This is a genomic window from Streptomyces sp. NBC_00996, from assembly GCF_045162675.1.
Taxonomy (GTDB): Bacteria; Actinomycetota; Actinomycetes; order Streptomycetales; family Streptomycetaceae; genus Streptomyces.
Genome location: NZ_CP108723.1, coordinates 7,710,557 through 7,728,948 on the forward strand (window position 1 = coordinate 7,710,557; position 18,392 = coordinate 7,728,948).

Consider the following 18,392-nt stretch of genomic DNA (forward strand, 5'->3'; position numbering starts at 1 on the left):
CTAAAGCGAGGAAGGCAAGGAGGTGTCGTGGCGTGCGACTGACCCCCACGGAACGTGACCGGCTGCTGCTGTTCTCGGCCGCCGAACTGGCCCGGGCCCGCAAGGCGCGCGGCCTGCGGCTCAATGTGCCGGAGGCGACCGCGCTCATCGCGGACACCGTCTGCGAGGCCGCCCGTGACGGGCGCAGGCTCGCGGAGGCCATCGACGCGGCCCGGTCCGTGCTCGGCCCCGACGACGTACTTCCGGGCGTCGCCGACGTCGTCACCGAGGTGCACGTCGAGGCCGTCTTCGACGACGGTTCACGGCTCGCGGTCGTCGGCGACCCCATCGGCGGCGGCCTCGGGGACCTGGCTCCTGGCGCGCTGCTGCCGGGTCCGGAGCACACCGAGCCCGAGGCGGACGTACGGCTCCTCGTGCGGAACACGGCCACCGTGCCCGTCTCCGTCACCTCCCACTTCCACTTCTTCGAGGCCAACCCGCGGCTCGACTTCGACCGGACGGCGGCCTACGGCATGCGGCTCGCCGTGCCCGCCGGATCGTCCGTCCGCTTCGGACCCGGCGAGAGTGTCGAGGTCGGACTGCTGCCCATCGGCGGAGAGCGGATCGCGATCGGGTTCGCCGGCCTGGTCGACGGGCCGCTGGACGCGCCGGGGGCGAAGGAAGAGGCCCTGCGCAGGGCCGCCGCCTGCGGATATCTCGGAGCCGAGGGAGCTGGGCAACGATGAATCCCTACGAGTACGCCGCCACCCACGGTCCGCGTGCGGGCGACCGTGTCCGCCTGGGCGACTCGGGGCTGACGATCCGCGTCGAGTCCGACGCCCAGCAGCACGGCGACGAGTTCCTCGCCGGCTTCGGCAAGACCGCGCGCGACGGGCTGCACCTCAAGGCCGCCGCCGTCCGTGAGACCTGCGACGTCGTCATCAGCAATGTCGTGGTGATCGACGCGGCGCAGGGGATCCGCAAGGTCTCCATCGGCATCCGCGAGGGGCGGATCTGCTCCATCGGGCGGGCCGGAAACCCCGACACCCTCGACGGCGTCGACGTGGTGGTCGGCACGGGCACGTCCATCGTGTCCGGTGAGGGGCTCATCGCCACCGCCGGAGCCGTCGACACGCATGTCCATCTGCTGTCGCCGCGCGTCATGGAGGCATCGCTCGCCTCCGGCGTGACGACGATCATCGGCCAGGAGTTCGGCCCGGTGTGGGGCGTCGGCGTCAACTCCCCCTGGGCGCTGCGCCACGCCTTCAGCGCCTTCGACGCCTGGCCGGTCAACATCGGTTTCCTGGGCCGGGGTTCGTCGTCCTGCGACGCGCCCCTGGTCGAGGCCCTCGCCGAGGGCGGCGCGAGCGGCTTCAAGGTCCACGAGGACATGGGCGCCCACACCCGCGCCCTCGACACCGCGCTGCGGGTCGCCGAGGAGCACGACGTCCAGGTCGCCCTGCACAGCGACGGACTGAACGAATGCCTCTCCGTCGAGGACACGCTGCGGGTCCTCGACGGCCGCACCATCCACGCCTTCCACATCGAGGGCTGCGGCGGCGGTCACGTACCGAATGTGCTGAAGATGGCGGGAGTTGCGAACGTCATCGGCTCCTCCACCAACCCGACGCTGCCCTTCGGCCGGGATGCGGTCGCCGAGCACTACGGGATGATCGTCTCCGTCCACGACCTGAAGACCGATCTGCCGGGCGACGCGGCCATGGCCCGTGACCGGATCCGGGCCGGCACGATGGGCGCGGAGGATGTGCTGCACGACCTGGGCGCGATCGGCATCACCTCGTCGGACGCGCAGGGCATGGGGCGGGCGGGCGAGACCGTACGCCGGACCTTCGCCATGGCCGGAAAGATGAAGGCCGAGTTCGGGGCCCCCGAGGACCACGACAACGAACGCGTCCTGCGCTACATGGCGAAGCTGACCATCAACCCCGCCATCGCGCACGGCCTCGCACACGAGGTCGGCTCCATCGAGGTCGGCAAGCTCGCCGACGTCGTGCTGTGGCGGCCCGAGTACTTCGGCGCCAAGCCGCAGCTCGTGCTCAAGTCCGGCTTCCCGGCGTACGGAGTCGTCGGCGACCCGAACGCCGCCACCGACACCTGCGAACCCCTCGTCCTGGGACCGCAGTTCGGGGCGCACGGCGCGACCCCCGCCGAGATCTCGGTGGCCTTCGTCGCGCAGGCCGCGCTCGACCAGGGCAACGACCGCATGCCGACGCGGCGCCGACGGGTCGCCGTCCGCGGCACCCGCGGCATCGGCCCGGCCGACCTGCGGCTCAACTCCCGCACCGGAGCGGTCGACGTCGACCAGCGCACGGGCCTGGTCACCCTCGACGGCGACCCGCTGCGCTCCGAACCGGCCGACTCCGTATCTCTCAACCGCCTGTACTTCCTCTAAGGATCACCCATGTCTGCTGCCGCCGACGGCTTCCGAATGCCCGCCGAGTGGACCCCGCACGAGCGCACCTGGATGGCGTGGCCGGGTTCCAACCCCACCTTCGACACCCCGGACGACCTCGCCGAGTCGCGGGCGGCCTGGGCGGCGGTGGCCCGTACGATCCGCCGCTTCGAGCCGGTCACGGTCGTGTGCGGTCCGGGCCAGTCCCAGGATGCCTCCGAACTCCTCGGTGCCGGCATCGACACCGTCGAACGGGAACTCGACGACGCCTGGATGCGGGACATCGGCCCCACCTTCCTCACCGACGGGAAGGGCGAACTCGCCGCGGTGGACTGGACGTTCAACGGCTGGGGCGCCCAGGACTGGGCCCGCTGGGAGCACGACCGCAAGATCGGCGCGTACGTCTCGGACCTCGCCGGAGCACGGACGTACGCCTCGGAACTGGTCAACGAGGGCGGTGCGATCCACGTCGACGGAGAGGGCACCGTGCTGCTCACCGAGACCGTGCAGCTCGGCCCCGAGCGCAACCCCGACTGGACCCGCGAGCAGGTCGAGGCGGAGATCCATGCCCAGCTCGGCACCCGCAAGGCGATCTGGCTGCCGCGCGGACTGACCGGCGACTATCCTCCCCCACTGCCTGAAGGGCGTGGGGGGACCCCCAACGTCTTCGGCACGCTCGGCCATGTCGACATCGTCGCCGCCTTCGCGCGCCCCGGCGTGATCGTCGCGCACTCCCAGCAGGACCCGGCGCACCCCGACCACGAGGTCAGCAAGGAGATCATCGGGCTGCTCGGCGCGCAGACCGACGCGCGCGGCCGCCGCATCGAGGTCGTCGAGGTGCCCGCCCCGACCGTGCTGGAGGCCGAAGGCCACTGGGCGGACTACTCGTACATCAACCACTACCTCTGCAACGGCGGCGTCGTGCTCTGCGGCTTCGACGACCCGCGCGACGAGATCGCGGCCGGGATCTTCCGCCGGCTGTTCCCGGAGCGGACGGTGACGCTGGTGGACGCACGTACGATCTTTGCGGGCGGAGGTGGCATCCACTGCATCACCCAGCAGCAGCCGAAGGTCTGAGAGCCTGAGGAACGACAGGAGGCACGGATGGCCGGTGCGCGAAAGAACGCGCCACCGCGGGAGGACGTGCTCGTCGCCGCCATGAACATGATCGCCGAACGCGGTCTGGAGAAGCTGACCATGGCGGCGCTCGGCCGCGAGGTCGGCATGAGCAGCGGCCATCTCCTCTACTACTTCCACTCCAAGGACGAGTTGCTGCTGCAGACCCTGGAGTGGAGCGAGGGCCGCCTCGGCGCCGAGCGGAGCCGCCTGCTGGCCGGGCGCGGAACCGCCCGCGAACGCCTCGACGCGTACGTCGACCTGTACGTCCCCGACGGCCACCGCGACCCGCACTGGACGCTCTGGCTGGAGGTCTGGAACCGCTCGCAGAACGCCGACGAGGACGCCCGCGAGCGGCAGGTCGCCATCGAGGGCGCCTGGCATCGGGACCTGGTGGCGCTGATCGCCGAGGGCGTCTCGCGCGGCGAGTTCCGCGCGGTCGACCCGGACCGGTTCGCCGCCCGGCTGCGCGCGCTCCTCGACGGGTTCGCGATCCATGTGGCCATCGGTCTGCGCGGTACCGATCGTGGCCACATCCTGTCCCACGTAAGGGAGTTCCTGGACGAGTCACTCGGCTGACGGATGCGGCGTCCGGTACTCGCGGACGGTCGATCAACCGCCCGGTGGACGCTACGGCGGGCTCCTCGGTCCGGGTCGAGCTCCGCGCAGTGGTCACCGGCGACACGAACGGGATGAGCGACGGCTTCGTGCGGCGGCTGGGCCGAACTCGCTGACTGTTCGCATCCTGAGACACCCCGTGAGCACGGGGGCGGTATGTGCCAGACTGCCCCCGTGCTCTCGTTCGCCATGATTATTGGCAGCAGGCGCGCCGGTCCGCAGTGACCGCCACGTACCACCACGTACGGGCGGACACCGTCGTCCTCGACCCGCGCGCAGACCTCTCGCACCCGCGAGAGGTTTTTCGTTTTCCTGGCCCACCTCAAGCCAGGAGGAGAGCGCGAGGGACTATTGGGGGGACGGTGGAGCCGGTCATTCCGGTACAGACCGAGATCCGACATCAGGAGCCGAACACCATGACCGAAACCAGCGAGCTCGACGATTCGTTCCACGTCTTCGACACGACCCTGCGCGACGGCGCGCAGCGTGAGGGCATCAATCTCACGGTGGCGGACAAGCTGGCCATCGCACGGCACCTGGACGACTTCGGGGTGGGCTTCATCGAGGGCGGCTGGCCCGGCGCCAACCCGCGCGACACCGAGTTCTTCGCCCGCGCCCAGCAGGAGATCGACTTCAAGCACGCCCAGCTGGTGGCCTTCGGCGCGACGCGCCGGGCCGGCGGCAACGCGTCGCAGGACCCGCAGGTCAAGGCGCTCCTGGACTCCGGCGCCCAGGTGATCACCCTCGTCGCCAAGTCCCACGACCGGCATGTCGAGCTCGCCCTGCGCACCACCTTGGACGAGAACCTGGAGATGGTCCGCGACACGGTCTCGTACCTGCGCTCGCAGGGCCGCCGTGTCTTCGTCGACTGCGAGCACTTCTTCGACGGTTATCGCGCGAACCCCGAGTACGCGAAGGCCGTGGTCCGTGCCGCCTCCGAGGCCGGCGCCGACGTGGTCGTGCTCTGCGACACCAACGGCGGCATGCTCCCCGCCCAGGTCCAGGCGGTCGTCGCCACGGTGCTCGCCGACACCGGCGCCCGGCTCGGCATGCACGCCCAGGACGACACGGGCTGCGCGGTCGCCAACACCCTCGCCGCTGTCGACGCGGGAGCGACCCATGTGCAGTGCACGGCGAACGGCTACGGCGAGCGGGTCGGCAACTCGAATCTGTTCCCGGTCGTGGCGGCCCTGGAGCTGAAGTACGGCAAGCGGGTGCTCCCCGAGGGCGCCCTGCGCGAGATGACGCGCATCTCCCACGCGATCGCCGAGGTCGTGAACCTCACCCCCTCCACGCACCAGCCGTACGTCGGCGTCTCGGCCTTCGCGCACAAGGCGGGCCTGCACGCCTCCGCGATCAAGGTCGACCCGGACCTGTACCAGCACATCGACCCCGAGCAGGTCGGCAACACCATGCGGATGCTCGTCTCCGACATGGCGGGCCGCGCGTCGATCGAGCTCAAGGGCAAGGAACTCGGCGTCGACATCAGCGGCGACCGCGAGCTGGTCGCCCGGGTCGTCGAGCGGGTCAAGGAGCGCGAGCTCCAGGGCTACACCTACGAGGCGGCCGACGCGTCCTTCGAACTCCTCCTGCGGGCCGAGGCCGAGGGCAAGGCCCGCAAGTACTTCGAGGTCGAGTCCTGGCGCGCCATCGTCGAGGACCGGCCCGACGGCACCCACGCCAACGAGGCCACGGTCAAGCTCTTCGCCAAGGGTGAGCGCATCGTCGCCACCGCCGAGGGCAACGGCCCGGTCAACGCCCTCGACCGCGCCCTCCGCGTCGCCCTGGAAAAGATCTACCCCCAGCTCGCGCAGCTGGAGCTCGTCGACTACAAGGTCCGCATCCTGGAGGGCAAGCACGGTACCCAGTCCACGACCCGTGTCCTGATCTCCACCTCGGACGGCGCCGGCGAGTGGTCCACGGTGGGCGTCGCCGAGAACGTCATCGCGGCGTCGTGGCAGGCACTGGAGGACGCGTACACGTACGGCCTGCTGCGGGCCGGGGTGGAGCCGGCGGCGTAGGTCCGCTTCAGCGGGGTGGAGCCGGCGGCGCAAGGCCGCTTCAGCAGGAGTCCTCGGCGGGCTTCTCGAACTCGCCGAGGCTCATCGCGCGGCCGTCGGCCCAGACCTGGCCGGGGCGCAGTGAGGCGAGGCCGGCGGCGCTGAAGCCGAGGTAACCGTCGTACGGGTGCCGGCCCCGGCGCGCGCCGACGAAGTGCAGGGAGTACGAGCGACCGGGCAGCAGCCGCTGCGGCCCCGTCTTCTGCGTGTGCCAGACGGACGGGGGAGAGAACAGCGGGAAGGTGGTCCTGGCGATCTCGACCCCGCTCCCCACCCACCAGCGGGTGTTCACCTGCCCGGGGGATGCCGTGCTGGAGGGGTTGGGGACCATCTCGCCGCTCTTGTCCTCGATGTACGCGTCCTCGGCCCAGCCGGCGAGGCTCAGGTGCGTCGCACGGCCGCACGGCCGCACCGCCACGACCGGCTGCCCGTCCGTGCCCAGCCACACCGCGGCGAGCGACAGCGAGGCTGGACTGCATCCGCTCAGCAGCCCCAGCCCCGCCGGCACTCCCACCGCAGCCGAACTCCTGCGTCTCATGGGCCCCGCCTCCCTCTCGGCCGGACAGCAGGGCCCGATGCCCTACTGCAGATGCCACTTCTGGTTGGCGGCACCTGTACACGACCAGATCTGTGCCCGCGCCCCGTTCGCCGACGAGTTGTCCGTCACGTCGAGGCATTTGTCCGCCGCCGTATTGACTACATCACCGGTCGAAGAGTTGTACGACCACTGTTGCGCGCCGGTCCCGTTGCAGTCGTACAACTGCACCTTGGCCCCGTCCTCCGTCGAACCGGACGCCACGTCGAGGCACTTGCCGAGCGCCTGGATCGAGCCGTCGGCCTTGACCGTCCAGGTCTGGGCCGTCGAACCGTTGCAGTCGTAGAGCTGTACGGCGGTGCCGTTCGCGCTCGAACCGCCCGCCACGTCGAGGCACTTGCCCGCGAGCCCGACGAAGGATCCCGACCGGTCGCCGCCGCCCGCCTGCGTTCCCGACCAGGTGAACGTGGCCGACGTCTTGCCGGGCAGGGAGTAAGTCGCGTGCTGCGAGCCCAAGTTGATGGTCACCGTCTTCGCCGTCGACGCGTCGTTGTACGCGATCAGCGCCTTGGAGCCGTCCGGGTTGCGCCACGCCACGTTCGGGACGGACGAGCTCGCGGTCGACGCGATGCGCTGCGCGCCCGGCCGTACGAACTTCGTCAGATGCCCCATCGTGTAGTACTCGATGGTGTAGTCGACCGTCCCGCTCTGCCCGTCCCCGTTGTGGACCGTGACGAGACCGGTGCAGGTGCCGCAACCGCCGTTGTGCGGGCCCATGTTCTGGTCCACGGCCAGCGACCACTTGGTCACCGACTTCGCCCAGTTCCGGGTGTAGTCGACGATGTTGAGCATGTCCTCGCGTTGCTGGTTGGCGATCCAGGTGCCGCCCGAGTGCTCGGTGCCGAAGGCGTCCAGCGAGGGGTACTGGTTGTGCACGTTCGCCTGCTCGGTGACGTCGCCGCCGTAGCCGTGCCACGCGATTCCGCCGAAGTTGGGGTGCGAGCGCACCGCCGCGTCGTCGACCGTCCGGGCGGCGTACGAGTCGTACACGTCCCAGTTCCAGTCGTGCGCGAGCACTTTGGTGGACAGCCCGGCCGCCTGGAGCTTCGGCAGCAGCTCGCTCTTCGTGAAGTACGCGAGACCCGAGGCGTTCCAGCTCATCGAGGGATACCCCGAACAGCATGTCGGCTCGTTCTGCGCGGTGACGTACGAGACCGGAACGCCCTGGTCACGGTAGGCCTGGAGGTACTTCACGAAGTACGAGGCGTAGGCCCCGTAGTCCTCCGCCTTCAGCCAGCCGCCGTTGAGCGACCCGCTGTCCTTCATCCAGGCCGGCGCCGTCCACGGTGAGGCCATCACGGTCAGCGACGGATTCAGCTGGAGGGCCTGCCTGGTCAGCGGCACCACGTCCGCCAGGTCGTGTGCGATCGAGAACCGGGTGAGGTTCGGGTCGGTCTGTCCGGCCGGCATGTCGTCGTACGTGTACCCGTACCGGGCGAGGTCCGAGGCGCCCATCGGATTGCGCAGGAAGGACAGGCCGATGCCGTCGGTCGGGGAGAACAGCTTCGTCATCGTGGCATTGCGCGTGCTCTGCGACAGCGCGCCGCTGCTGTTCATCAGCCAGGCCGCGGTGTCCGTGAAGGACGCGCCGCCGCCGGTGAAGGTCTGGTACCGGGTGTTCTCGTCGACGCTGATGTTCTCGCCGCTGCCACCGCTGCCGGACTGGAAGGCGAAGGGAGTTTGCGCCTGCAAGCCGCGCACGACATGGCGGCCACCGGTGTCGTCCGTCGTGGTCAGCCAGGCCGTGACCTGCTCGCCCGCGGCACGCGCGGGCACGGAGCCGACGGCTGTCAGTCCCGCGGTCGTCAGCAGCCCGGCCAGCAGCAGCCGTGCTGTCCGGGTGGATCCTCTCAGGAGGCTCATGTGCGCAGCCCTTCTGGGGGTGGGGGAGTGGGGCGTGCGAGGCGTGAGTAAATGACGGCTGCGGACGCGCGTCAAGAGGGTGCGTGTTCACAGGCTGAAGGAACAACTGCCCTGATCCAGCCCACCATTGGCTGTGTACCGGTTCTGACGTGAAGTCTTGACGGGTTCCCGGGGTGCCAGTTAACTCACGCCGTGATCTAAGTCGTAAGACCAATGAGTCGCAAGAGTACTGAAGAGCCCTGAAGTGGATTTCCGAGAGTCGAGGGAAGGTCCATGCGAAGAACCGCCCTGCTCGCCTCCGCCGCCTTGCTCACCGGGCTGCTGCCCCTGGCCACCGCGGGAGCCGCGGCGGGGGCCGACGACCCGGCCCCGGTCGCCGTCGACACCTTCGAAGGCGAGGTCCCGTTCGCGAATCCGCCCGCCGACGGCATTTTTCCCTGGGGCAGCGACATCGACGATCCGCCCCAACTCGCCCTGACCGCACGGTCCGACGCCCCCGAGGGCACCAAGGTCCTCACCGGCAGCTACGACATCAGCGGCTACGGCGGCTTCACTCACGACTTCGCCTACGCCCAGCCGGCCCACGACTGGTCCGCCCACAAGGGCATCCGTTTCTGGTGGGACGGCCAGAACAACGCCAAGAAGGTGGCCTTCGAGATCAAGGACGGCGGCGCCAACGGCGAGGCCTCCGAACTGTGGACGACATCCTTCACCGATGACTTCACCGGCTGGAAACAGATCGAGATCCCCTTCACCGACTTCAGCTATCGCACGGACTACCAGCCCGTCGGCGGTATCGACCAGGTCCTCGGCCTCACCCGGATGTGGGGATACGCCGTGACCCTCCCGGTCGGCGTCAAGGGGCAATTCACCATGGACGACGTCGAGTTGTACGGCAAGGCGGACCAGTCCCTGCGGGCATCCGTCATGACCGACTCCGCCGTGTACCCGGTGAAGGAGGGCGGCACGGCCGCGGTGAAGGTCTCCGTCGCCACCACCGGCTCCGCTCCGATCGACGAGCCGGTGACCGTCGCCTACGAGAGCGCGGGCGGCACCGCCGAGTCGGGCAAGGACTACACGCCCATCAAGGGCGAGCTCACCTTCCCGGCGGGTACGGCCTCCGGCACCTCGCGCACGATCCAGGTGTCCGCGCTGAAGGACAAGTCCGCCGAATCCGCCGAGACGATCCCCCTGAAGCTCACGGTCATCGGCGCGAAGGCCCCTGCCGAGACCCCGCAGGTGGTCATCGATGCCCATGGACTGCCCTACCTGGACCCGAAGTTGCCCGTGCGCAAGCGGGTCGCCGACCTCGTCTCCCGGATGTCCCTGGAGGAGAAGGCCGGGCAGATGACGCAGGCCGAGCGCGGAGCGCTCACGGCGCAGGGTGACATTGCGAGGTACGACCTCGGATCGCTCCTGTCCGGCGGCGGCTCGACCCCGACGCCCAACACCGCCCAGGCGTGGGCGAACATGATCGACTCCTTCCAGCTCCGCGCCCGGGCGACGAGATTCCAGATCCCACTGATCTACGGCGTGGATGCCGTGCACGGCCACAACAACCTCGTCGGCTCGACGATCATGCCGCACAACATCGGCATCGGCGCGACCCGTGATCCGGGGTTGGCCCGGAAGGCGGGCGCCGTGACCGCCGCCGAGGTCCGCGCCACCGGAATTCCCTGGGACTTCGCCCCCTGCCTGTGCGTCACCCGCGACGAACGCTGGGGCCGCTCCTACGAGTCCTTCGGCGAGGACCCGGCCCTCGTCAAGTCGATGGAGACGATCATCCAGGGCCTCCAAGGTGCCGCCGACGGCAAGGACTTGAAGGACGACGACAAGGTGCTGGCCACCGCGAAGCACTTCGTCGGCGACGGCGGCACGGCGTACGGCTCGTCGACGATGGGCTCGTACACGATCGACCAGGGCGTCACCAAGGTCACCCGGCAGCAGCTGGAAGCGATCCACCTCTCCCCGTACCGGACGGCGGTCGATCGGGGCATCGGCTCGGTCATGCCCTCCTACTCCTCGCTGGACATCCTCGGCGACGGCCGGGGCCCGGTGAAGATGCACGCCCGCGGGGACATGATCAACGGCGTGCTCAAGGACCGCATGGGTTTCGACGGCTTCGTCATCAGCGACTGGGCGGCCATCGACCAGATCCCGGGCGACTACGCGTCCGACGTGCGTACGTCGATCAACGCGGGCCTCGACATGATCATGGTCCCGTACGCGTACAAGGACTTCCGTACGACACTGATCGACGAGGTGAGGGCGGGCCGGATCGGCGAGAGCAGGGTCGACGACGCGGTGGCGCGCATCCTCACGCAGAAGTTCAAGCTCGGCCTGTTCGAGAAGCCGTACGCGGACACCACGGGCGCCTCCGGGATCGGCTCGCCGGAGCACCGGGCCGTGGCCCGTCAGGCGGCGGCCGAGTCCCAGGTCCTGCTCAAGAACGCGGGCGGTGTGCTTCCGCTCAGGAAGTCCCAGAAGGTGTACGTCGCCGGATCGAACGCCGATGACATCGGCAACCAGACCGGCGGCTGGACGATCACCTGGCAGGGCTCGTCGGGTCCCATCACGGACGGCACGACGATCCTGGAGGGCATGCGGCGGGCCGGCGGTGACGTCACCTACTCGAAGGACGCCTCGGCGCCGACGGGTGGTTACGACGTGGGTGTGGTCGTCGTCGGCGAGACCCCGTACGCCGAGGGCGTGGGCGATGTCGGCAACGGCAACGACCTGGAGCTGAGCGCCGCCGACAAGGCCGCCGTCGACAAGGTGTGCGGGGCCATGAAGTGCGTGGTCCTGACCGTCTCCGGCCGGCCGCAACTGGTGGGGGACCGCCTGGGCTCGATCGACGCGCTCGTCGCCTCCTGGCTGCCGGGCACGGAGGGCGACGGTGTCGCGGACGTGCTGTACGGGAAGCGGGCCTTCACCGGTCAGCTCCCCGTCACCTGGCCGAAGTCCGAGTCCCAGCTGCCGATCAACGTCGGTGACACGTCCTACGATCCGCAGTTCCCGTACGGCTGGGGCCTGACGACCCTCACGAAGGTGCCGGCAGGGGGCACCTCGGCCCTGAAGGTCCTCGCCCTCGTCGCCGAGGCGGCCGACCGAACGGGCGCGAGCGAAGCCGGCCGCGCCGCCGTGACCAAGGCCCGCCTCCTCGTCCAGCAGAAGCTCGGTTCCACCCTCACTCCCGCGACCGCGAAGCCCTTCGCCGACGCGGACCATCTCCTGCTGACGGGTCGGTACGCGGCCGCCGTCGCGAAGCTGAAGGAGGCCTACCTGGCAAGCTGAGGCCCGCCCGCGCAGTTCCGCGCGCCCCTTTTCAGGGGCGCGCGGAACTGCGCAATCTTTCAGGGGGTCTGGGGGCGCAGCCCCCAGGGACGGGACGGGTAGGGGCGGCGGGGGCGAAGAAACCTTCCGGGCACCCCACCGCGACCACTCCCCGCCCGTACAGATGTCCATGTTTGCGCCCCTTCGGGTAGCTTCGAAGACATGAAGGCCGCACTCACCCGAGCACTTCCGGGCCTGCTGATCACACTGGCCCTCGCCGCCCTGGCGGTACTCGCGGCAGGCGCGCCCGGCGCCCACGCGGCCACCGGCGTCGACACCGTCGCCGCAGCCCTCCGCAAGGGCCCGGTATACGTGGACCCCGCCGCCTCGGCCCAGCTGTCGGCCACCGACGCCGACTCCCTCGCGAAGAAGATCAAAAACGCGGACAAGCCCGTCTTCGTGGCGGTCCTGCCCGCCGGCTTCCCCACCCAGAACCTCTTCCAGAATCTGCGCACCGCCACCGGCATCACCGGCCTGTACGCCATCAGGCTCGGCGACCGCTTCGACGCGCGGGCCGACTCCTCGGTGATGTCCCGCACGGCCGCGCAGAACCTTGTCACCAGCGTCCAGGGTGAACCCGCGAAGACCCAGCTGAACGACTTCACGGACCGCGCGCTCACCAACATCGGCGGCTCGGCCCCCGCGAGCTGGAGCGGCGGCGGCACGGCGAGCGGCGTCTCCACGGGCGCCCTGATCACGGTCGCCGCCGTGGTCGTGGCCGGCGGCGCGGGCGCTTACACGCTCGTACGCCGCAACCGTCGACGCAAGGCGGAGGAGCAGCAGGCGGCGCTCGACAAGCTGCGCGTGGTCGTCGACGAGGACATCACGGCCTTCGGCGAGGAACTCGACCGGCTCGACTTCCACCCCGCGGAGGCCGGCGCGGACGACGCGATGCGCGCGGACTACGAGCGGGCGCTGGACGCGTACGACCGGGCGAAGTCGTCCATGGCCGCGGCCCGGCGCCCCGAGGACGTGCGAGCCGTCACCGAGTCCCTGGAGGACGGCCGCTTCTCGCTCGCGGAGCTCGCCGCGCGCCGCGAGGGCCGGCCCATCCCCGAGCGCCGCGCCCCATGCTTCTTCGACCCGCGGCACGGTCCGTCCGTCGCCGACGCCACCTGGACGCCCGTCGGCGGCGCAGCCCGCCAGGTCCCGGTCTGCGCGGCGGACCGGGCCCGCCTCGCCGACGGCGCCGACCCGGCGATCCGCGAGGTCGACACGGACTACGGCCGCCGTCCGTACTGGGACGCGGGCCCGGCCTACGGCCCTTGGGCGGGCGGCTACTTCGGCGGCGGTCTGCTGCCCGGCCTCCTCGTCGGCACGCTGCTCGGCAGCGTGATGTCCAGCCCCTCGTACGCGGCCGACTACGGCTCCGGATACGGCGACTTCGGAGGCGGCGGTTATGACGGCGGCGACGTCTCGGGCTCCGACTTCGACCCCGGTGACTTCGGCGGCGGATTCGGGGACGGCGGGGGCGGCGACTTCGGCGGGGGAGGGGACTTCGGCGGCGGCTTCTGAAGGTTCGCCGGGCGGAACCCGATCCACCGCCTCGCGATGGTTGCCGCTCCTGACGGCCGTCCGTCATGATCTCGGGGTCGGACGGCCCGCCGGGCAGGCGCAACACCTCCCTACCGGGGTGTTCCCGGGCGCCGGGCGAGGTCGGTCTCCGACAGGCATAACGCTCCCCTGCGGCATGCCACCAGCCGGGCGGCGAGGCGCCGTTGACGGTCGCGGTCGGCTGACCGGGGTGCAATCCGAGCCGCCGCAGCGCGTCCCCCGCCACGTAGACCGTGAACGACCGCGCCACTGCCCGTCGGCCCCGGGCCCGCACGCGTGATCCCACCGGACCTCGTGCGTCACGAACGGCATCCAGTCGATGCCGCGTTCCCGCAGTCGAACCCGCACGGCGGAAAGGGGGGCGGGGCGGCCGGGCGCGTTCTCGTACGCAGCCACGACTGTCCACTCGGTCCGCCTGCTCGGCGACATGGTCAAGGAACACCCTCCAGGTCGTGGGGGAGACGGTGATGACGGCTCCCACGAGGTCGACGTGCCCGGCATGGGGCATCTCGACCGGCCGCGGCACTGCGATGACAACACCGCGACGCCGAGCCCCAGTCGCGCCGGGGCTTCGGCGTCGCGAGTCGGCGTACTACTTGTGGTCGTCGGTCCATGTGCGCAGGGCCGAGGAACTCACGGCGGCCGGGCGGATGCGTCCCGGCGGGCTCGCGGAGGTCGAAGCCGCGCGGACGGACGGGAGATGGGCGACGGTGTACGAGTCGCAGAGGAACGCCACCGCACCGGACGACCTGATCGCCGCACTGCGCCAGAACCCCGGCGCCGAGCGCTTCTTCGAGCAGCTCGGCAAGACCGGTCAATGTCTGGCTGTGGTGGGCCTGTTGAGGGCGAGGACGCCCGAGACCAGGGCGGCACGGCTGCATGCCGTGATCACCAAGCTGGAGGCGGGGCAGCGGGTGAAGTGACGCCGGCCCGGACGGGCAGTCGTCCGGACATGCCGGAGCGCACGCCTTCCGGATTCGGGGGAATGGGAAGGCGGGCGCGCTCAGGGTGCCGGCGGGAGCGGAAGGCTCAGCCGGCGTTCTTGATCGCCGAGATGTCGAAGTTCAGCTTGATCTTGTCGGAGACGAGGAATCCGCCGGTCTCCAGGGCGGCGTTCCAGGTCAGACCCCACTCGGAGCGCAGGATCTCGGCCTTGCCCTCGAAGCCCACGCGCTCGTTGCCGAACGGGTCCTTCGCGGAGCCGTTGAACTCCAGGTCGATGGTGATCGGCTTCGTCGTGCCGAGGATCTCCAGGTCACCGGTGATCCGGTAGTCGTCGCCGCCCAGTGCCTCCGCCTGGGTGGAGCGGAAGGTCATCGTCGGAAACTCGTCGACCTTGAAGAAGTCGGAGCTCTTCAGGTGGCCGTCGCGGTCCGCGGACCCGGTCTCGACGCTCTCCATCTTGATGTCGATGGTGGCCGTGGACTTGGAGGGGTCCGTCCCGTCCAGGTGCAGGGCGCCCTCGAAGTCCTGGAAGCTGCCCTTGACGTTCGTCACCATCGCGTGGCGTGCGACGAAGCCGAACGACGAGTGCGTCGGGTCGATCGTGTAGTCACCGGTCAGCGCGGCCAGGTCGGGGCTGACGGCGGCGGGCGCCGGGGTGGCGTTGGTGTCCTTGGTGTCGCTCTTGCGGCCGAAGATGCCCATGACGTGCTCCTTAGGGGAATCAGTCGATTCTGTTGAATCTTCAACGAGGTTAACGTTGACGACTGTAGACCTATTCCGTTCAAGTTTCAACATCATCCGTAGCGTGTTCACGACGTTACTTCGGGTTGATTTCGTCCGCCCTCTGGCCGACGCGCGTAGACCTCGGGCAGCATCTCCGTGCACCGCCTGCACAGCCGCCCCACAGGAAGCACGGTCGTCCGCAGGAAGGGTCCCCATGAAGTTCCGCTCCGCCCTGACCGCCCTCGCCCTCGTCGTCGCCCCCGGTGTCGCGGTCGTCGGCACCGCCACCGACGCCTTCGCCGTCACCAAGATCAGTCACGCCACAGCGACCTCGATGTTCCGCGAGGTCGGCATCACCTGGTCTTCGTCCGGCGGTTGTTCCGACCGGAACAACCCCACCTGTACGTCCTTCGAGCAGCTCAACCTCGCCACCGCCCAAGGCGCCCAGACCCTCAAGCGGGCCAGTGGCTGCGCGCTCAACATCACCGGTGGCACCGAGACCGGCCACGCGAGCGGTACCTACTCGCACTGGAACGGCTACAAGCTCGACTACGGCAAGAACACCTGCGTCACCGCCTACATCAAGAACAACTTCACCTACATCGGGCTGCGCGGCGACGGCGCCCCGCAGTACAAGTCGGGGTCCGGCAACATCTACGCCGACGAGGGCAACCACTGGGACGTCCTCTATTACAACTGCGGCGGCTGCTAGGGCATGACTCCCACCCGTCGTACGTTCCTGCTCGCGGCCGCCCTCACGGCGGCCGCGAGCGCTCCGTTCCGCACGGCGGCCGCCGGCGAAGACGACGAGTACGCCACCCTCCGGCACCGCTGGCTCGACATCGCCCTCGGCACCGGCTATGACCCCACCGCGGAGCCCTACGCCTCCCGCCTGCGCGAAACCGGCGAACTCGCCCGTGGCTTCGGCGCGACCATGGCTCCGACAGCGGTGTCCCTCTGGCCCGGCTACCCCTTCGACCCGCCCTTCGGCATCACCCAGAGCTACAGCAGGCTGTGGACGATGACGCAGGCCTACGTCCAGGAGGGCACCGGATCGACCGGGGACGAGACCCTCCTCGCAAAGGTGCTCAGCGGCCTCGACCACCTCTCCGCGACGGTCTACAATCCCTCCACCGCCCGCTACGGCAACTGGTGGGAATGGCAGATCGGCAGCCCCCGCCTCCTCATGGACATCGTCGCCGCCCTGCACGACGAGCTGACCGGGCCTCAGCGGGAGGCCGCCTGCGCAGCCGTCGACCACTTCATCCCCGACGCCATGCTCCGTGACTACTCGGGCACCTCCACCGGCGCCAACCGCGTCGACCTGTGCCGGTCCGTCGCGCTGCGCGGCGTCCTCGGCCGGGCCCCCGACAGGATCGCGCTCGCCCGGGACGCGCTCTCGCCCGTCTTCCCGTACGTGACGACCGGGGACGGGCTGTACGCGGACGGCTCGTTCGTGCAGCACACCTGGGTCGCGTACTCGGGGACGTACGGGCAGGTCATGCTGGACGGGCTCGGGCGGCTGTTCGCGCTGCTGGCCGGATCCACCTGGGAGGTGACAGACCCGAACCGGCAGATCGTCCTGGACAGTGTCGAGCACGCGTACGCGCCGCTCGTCCACGACGGGCTGGTGATGGACAGTGTCAACGGGCGGGCCATCAGCCGGGGGTACCTGAAGAGCGACGACCGGCACATCATGCGCGGCGACCACTTCCACGGGCAGGGGCTGATCGCCGCGATCGCACTGCTGGCCCAGGGCGCGAGCCCCGTCGAACGGGAGCGCTGGTACGGACTGATCAAGGGGTGGATCGAGCGGGACACGGTGACCCCGATCCGCACGGCGCCCCAGTTCGGGGTCGCCGATCTGGCCCGGCTGCGCACCATCGCCGACTCGGCCGCGGAGCCCGCACCCGAGGCCGCCGGACACCACCTCTTCGCGGCCATGGACCGGGCCGTGCACCGCGGCCCGGGTTTCGCCGCGGGCATCTCCATGGCCTCCGAGCGGATCGCGCACTACGAGTGCGGCAACGGCGAGAACCCGCGCGGCTGGCACACCGGTGCCGGGATGACGTTGTGGTGGGCCGAGGGGCACTCGGGGCGGGCCGATCAGTACACCGACTGGTTCTGGCCCACCGTGGACTGGTACCGGTTGCCCGGAACGACCGTGTCCACCAAGCGACTTGCCGACAAGGAGGGCGGCGAGTGGGGAGCGGCGAGGCCTGCCGTGCGCTGGGTCGGCGGCGCGACGGACGGCACGTACGCGGCCGTGGGGCAGCACCTCAAAGGACTCGGTTCCACCCTCGAAGCCCGCAAGTCCTGGTTCTGCGTCACGGATTCCCTCATCTGCCTGGGCGCGGGGATCACAGCCACCGACGGTGTGCCCGTGGAGACGGTGGTCGACAACCGCAACCTGGGGGAGGGTGGCACTCAGCGGTTCACCGTCGCCCGCCGATGGGCTCATCTCGAGGGCCACGGCGGGTGGGTGTTCCCGGGCGGTACGGCGGACCTGCGCACCCTTCGCGAGGACCGCACCGGCGCCTGGTCCGACATCAACACCACCAGCACCACCGAACGGCGCACCCGGCGCTGGCAGACCCTCTGGCTGGACCATGGCACGGACCCGGCCGCGGCGACGTACGCCTATGTCCTGATGCCCGGCGCCTCGCGCGGCGATGTCGCGGCCCGTGCGGCGGACCGCGACTGGCTGTGCGTCCTCGCCAACGACGCCCGCTGCCAGGCCGTTCAGGTGCGCTCCCTCGGTCTGACGGCCGCGAACTTCTGGGAGGCCGGCACGGCGGGTCCGCTGAGCGCCTCGGCGGGCGCGAGTGTGCTGGTACGGCGTCGGGGGCGGACCGCTACCCTCTGTGTGAGCGAGCCGCCGCGTACCGGGGAGCCCCTGGAGATCGTCTGGGAGCGGCCGGTGCGCGGGGTCGTCAGCGCGGATCCGACGGTCGAGATCCTCGGTACGGGCCGCCGGCTCAGGGTCCGTGTCACTCCAAGGATGGCATGCGCCACTCATGAATGTGAGGTGGCTCTCAGGTGACTCCTTTGTGTGACCTCTACAAGCCGAAGGCCCTCTGAGCAGTCAGATCGCCTGCATGGAGTCGTGGTTCTGTTCAGGGGTACCAGGAAAACGGGCCGGAGACTGTACGGAGTCGACGGCTCGCTTTCCTAGGTGGGCTTCGTAAGGTCA

13 protein-coding genes are annotated in these 18,392 nt (G+C 70.0%); 10 read left to right on the forward strand and 3 right to left on the reverse strand.

The window, feature by feature from the left end:
- Positions 1–32 precede the first annotated feature (32 nt).
- From ureA to cimA, 5 genes are all read left to right on the forward strand, one after another.
- Entirely contained in the window at positions 33–725 is a 693-nt protein-coding gene (ureA, locus tag OG390_RS36140) for an urease subunit gamma (protein WP_406173752.1), read from the forward strand.
- Positions 722–2,392, forward strand: a complete 1,671-nt coding sequence (locus OG390_RS36145) for an urease subunit alpha (protein WP_406173754.1) — start codon at positions 722–724, stop codon at positions 2,390–2,392. The genes ureA and OG390_RS36145 overlap by 4 nt, the downstream gene beginning before the upstream one ends.
- Before the next feature lie 9 nt (positions 2,393–2,401).
- Positions 2,402–3,469 (forward strand): agmatine/peptidylarginine deiminase, encoded by a 1,068-nt coding sequence (locus OG390_RS36150; RefSeq protein ID WP_406173756.1) that lies wholly within the window; start codon positions 2,402–2,404, stop codon positions 3,467–3,469.
- Positions 3,470–3,496: 27 nt separating this feature from the next.
- Positions 3,497–4,087: a TetR/AcrR family transcriptional regulator gene (locus tag OG390_RS36155; RefSeq protein ID WP_406173758.1), complete on the forward strand. Its 591-nt coding sequence runs from the start codon at positions 3,497–3,499 to the stop codon at positions 4,085–4,087.
- Between the two features lie 455 nt (positions 4,088–4,542).
- Positions 4,543–6,147 (forward strand): citramalate synthase, encoded by a 1,605-nt coding sequence (cimA, locus tag OG390_RS36160; RefSeq protein WP_399081193.1) that lies wholly within the window; start codon positions 4,543–4,545, stop codon positions 6,145–6,147.
- Between the two features lie 40 nt (positions 6,148–6,187).
- Here the strand turns inward: cimA and OG390_RS36165 are convergent, their stop codons facing one another.
- Together OG390_RS36165 and OG390_RS36170 are read right to left on the reverse strand one after the other, a co-directional pair.
- Positions 6,188–6,724, reverse strand: coding sequence for a hypothetical protein (locus OG390_RS36165; RefSeq protein ID WP_406173760.1), 537 nt, complete (start codon positions 6,722–6,724; stop codon positions 6,188–6,190).
- A gap of 42 nt (positions 6,725–6,766) precedes the next feature.
- Entirely contained in the window at positions 6,767–8,644 is a 1,878-nt protein-coding gene (locus OG390_RS36170; RefSeq protein WP_406173762.1) for a lectin, read from the reverse strand.
- 273 nt (positions 8,645–8,917) lie between these two features.
- Here OG390_RS36170 and OG390_RS36175 point away from each other — a divergent pair, with 273 nt between their 5' ends.
- The 3 genes from OG390_RS36175 to OG390_RS36185 all read left to right on the forward strand — a co-directional run bounded on the left by OG390_RS36175 (position 8,918) and on the right by OG390_RS36185 (position 14,454).
- Entirely contained in the window at positions 8,918–11,938 is a 3,021-nt protein-coding gene (locus tag OG390_RS36175; protein ID WP_406173764.1) for a glycoside hydrolase family 3 protein, read from the forward strand.
- 201 nt (positions 11,939–12,139) lie between these two features.
- A complete protein-coding gene (locus tag OG390_RS36180) occupies positions 12,140–13,492 on the forward strand; it encodes a hypothetical protein (protein WP_406173765.1) in 1,353 nt (450 codons plus the stop codon).
- 569 nt (positions 13,493–14,061) lie between these two features.
- Complete coding sequence (locus OG390_RS36185) at positions 14,062–14,454, forward strand: YdeI family protein (RefSeq protein ID WP_406173767.1); 393 nt, start codon at positions 14,062–14,064, stop codon at positions 14,452–14,454.
- Between the two features lie 106 nt (positions 14,455–14,560).
- On the opposite strand, the gene OG390_RS36190 is transcribed toward OG390_RS36185, so the two are convergent.
- A complete protein-coding gene (locus OG390_RS36190; protein WP_406173769.1) occupies positions 14,561–15,178 on the reverse strand; it encodes a YceI family protein in 618 nt (205 codons plus the stop codon).
- Positions 15,179–15,413: 235 nt separating this feature from the next.
- On the opposite strand from OG390_RS36190, the gene OG390_RS36195 reads away from it, so the two are divergent.
- Together OG390_RS36195 and OG390_RS36200 are read left to right on the forward strand one after the other, a co-directional pair.
- The gene (locus OG390_RS36195; protein ID WP_406173771.1) at positions 15,414–15,911 is read left to right on the forward strand and encodes a hypothetical protein; all 498 of its coding nucleotides are present in this window, start codon (positions 15,414–15,416) and stop codon (positions 15,909–15,911) included.
- A gap of 3 nt (positions 15,912–15,914) precedes the next feature.
- Positions 15,915–18,242: a polysaccharide lyase 8 family protein gene (locus tag OG390_RS36200; RefSeq protein ID WP_406173773.1), complete on the forward strand. Its 2,328-nt coding sequence runs from the start codon at positions 15,915–15,917 to the stop codon at positions 18,240–18,242.
- Positions 18,243–18,392: the final 150 nt, after the last annotated feature.

What these genes read in the sequence shown, in the direction of transcription:
- cimA (WP_399081193.1), top strand. Translation starts at nt 4,543, where the DNA reads ATGACCGAAACCAGCGAGCTCGACGATTCGTTCCACGTCTTCGACACG.
- OG390_RS36195 (WP_406173771.1), top strand. Translation starts at nt 15,414, where the DNA reads ATGAAGTTCCGCTCCGCCCTGACCGCCCTCGCCCTCGTCGTCGCCCCC.
- OG390_RS36170 (WP_406173762.1), bottom strand. Translation starts at nt 8,644, where the DNA reads ATGAGCCTCCTGAGAGGATCCACCCGGACAGCACGGCTGCTGCTGGCC.
- OG390_RS36180 (WP_406173765.1), top strand. Translation starts at nt 12,140, where the DNA reads ATGAAGGCCGCACTCACCCGAGCACTTCCGGGCCTGCTGATCACACTG.
- OG390_RS36145 (WP_406173754.1), top strand. Translation starts at nt 722, where the DNA reads ATGAATCCCTACGAGTACGCCGCCACCCACGGTCCGCGTGCGGGCGAC.
- OG390_RS36185 (WP_406173767.1), top strand. Translation starts at nt 14,062, where the DNA reads ATGACAACACCGCGACGCCGAGCCCCAGTCGCGCCGGGGCTTCGGCGT.
- OG390_RS36190 (WP_406173769.1), bottom strand. Translation starts at nt 15,178, where the DNA reads ATGGGCATCTTCGGCCGCAAGAGCGACACCAAGGACACCAACGCCACC.
- OG390_RS36200 (WP_406173773.1), top strand. Translation starts at nt 15,915, where the DNA reads ATGACTCCCACCCGTCGTACGTTCCTGCTCGCGGCCGCCCTCACGGCG.
- OG390_RS36165 (WP_406173760.1), bottom strand. Translation starts at nt 6,724, where the DNA reads ATGAGACGCAGGAGTTCGGCTGCGGTGGGAGTGCCGGCGGGGCTGGGG.
- OG390_RS36155 (WP_406173758.1), top strand. Translation starts at nt 3,497, where the DNA reads ATGGCCGGTGCGCGAAAGAACGCGCCACCGCGGGAGGACGTGCTCGTC.
- OG390_RS36175 (WP_406173764.1), top strand. Translation starts at nt 8,918, where the DNA reads ATGCGAAGAACCGCCCTGCTCGCCTCCGCCGCCTTGCTCACCGGGCTG.
- OG390_RS36150 (WP_406173756.1), top strand. Translation starts at nt 2,402, where the DNA reads ATGTCTGCTGCCGCCGACGGCTTCCGAATGCCCGCCGAGTGGACCCCG.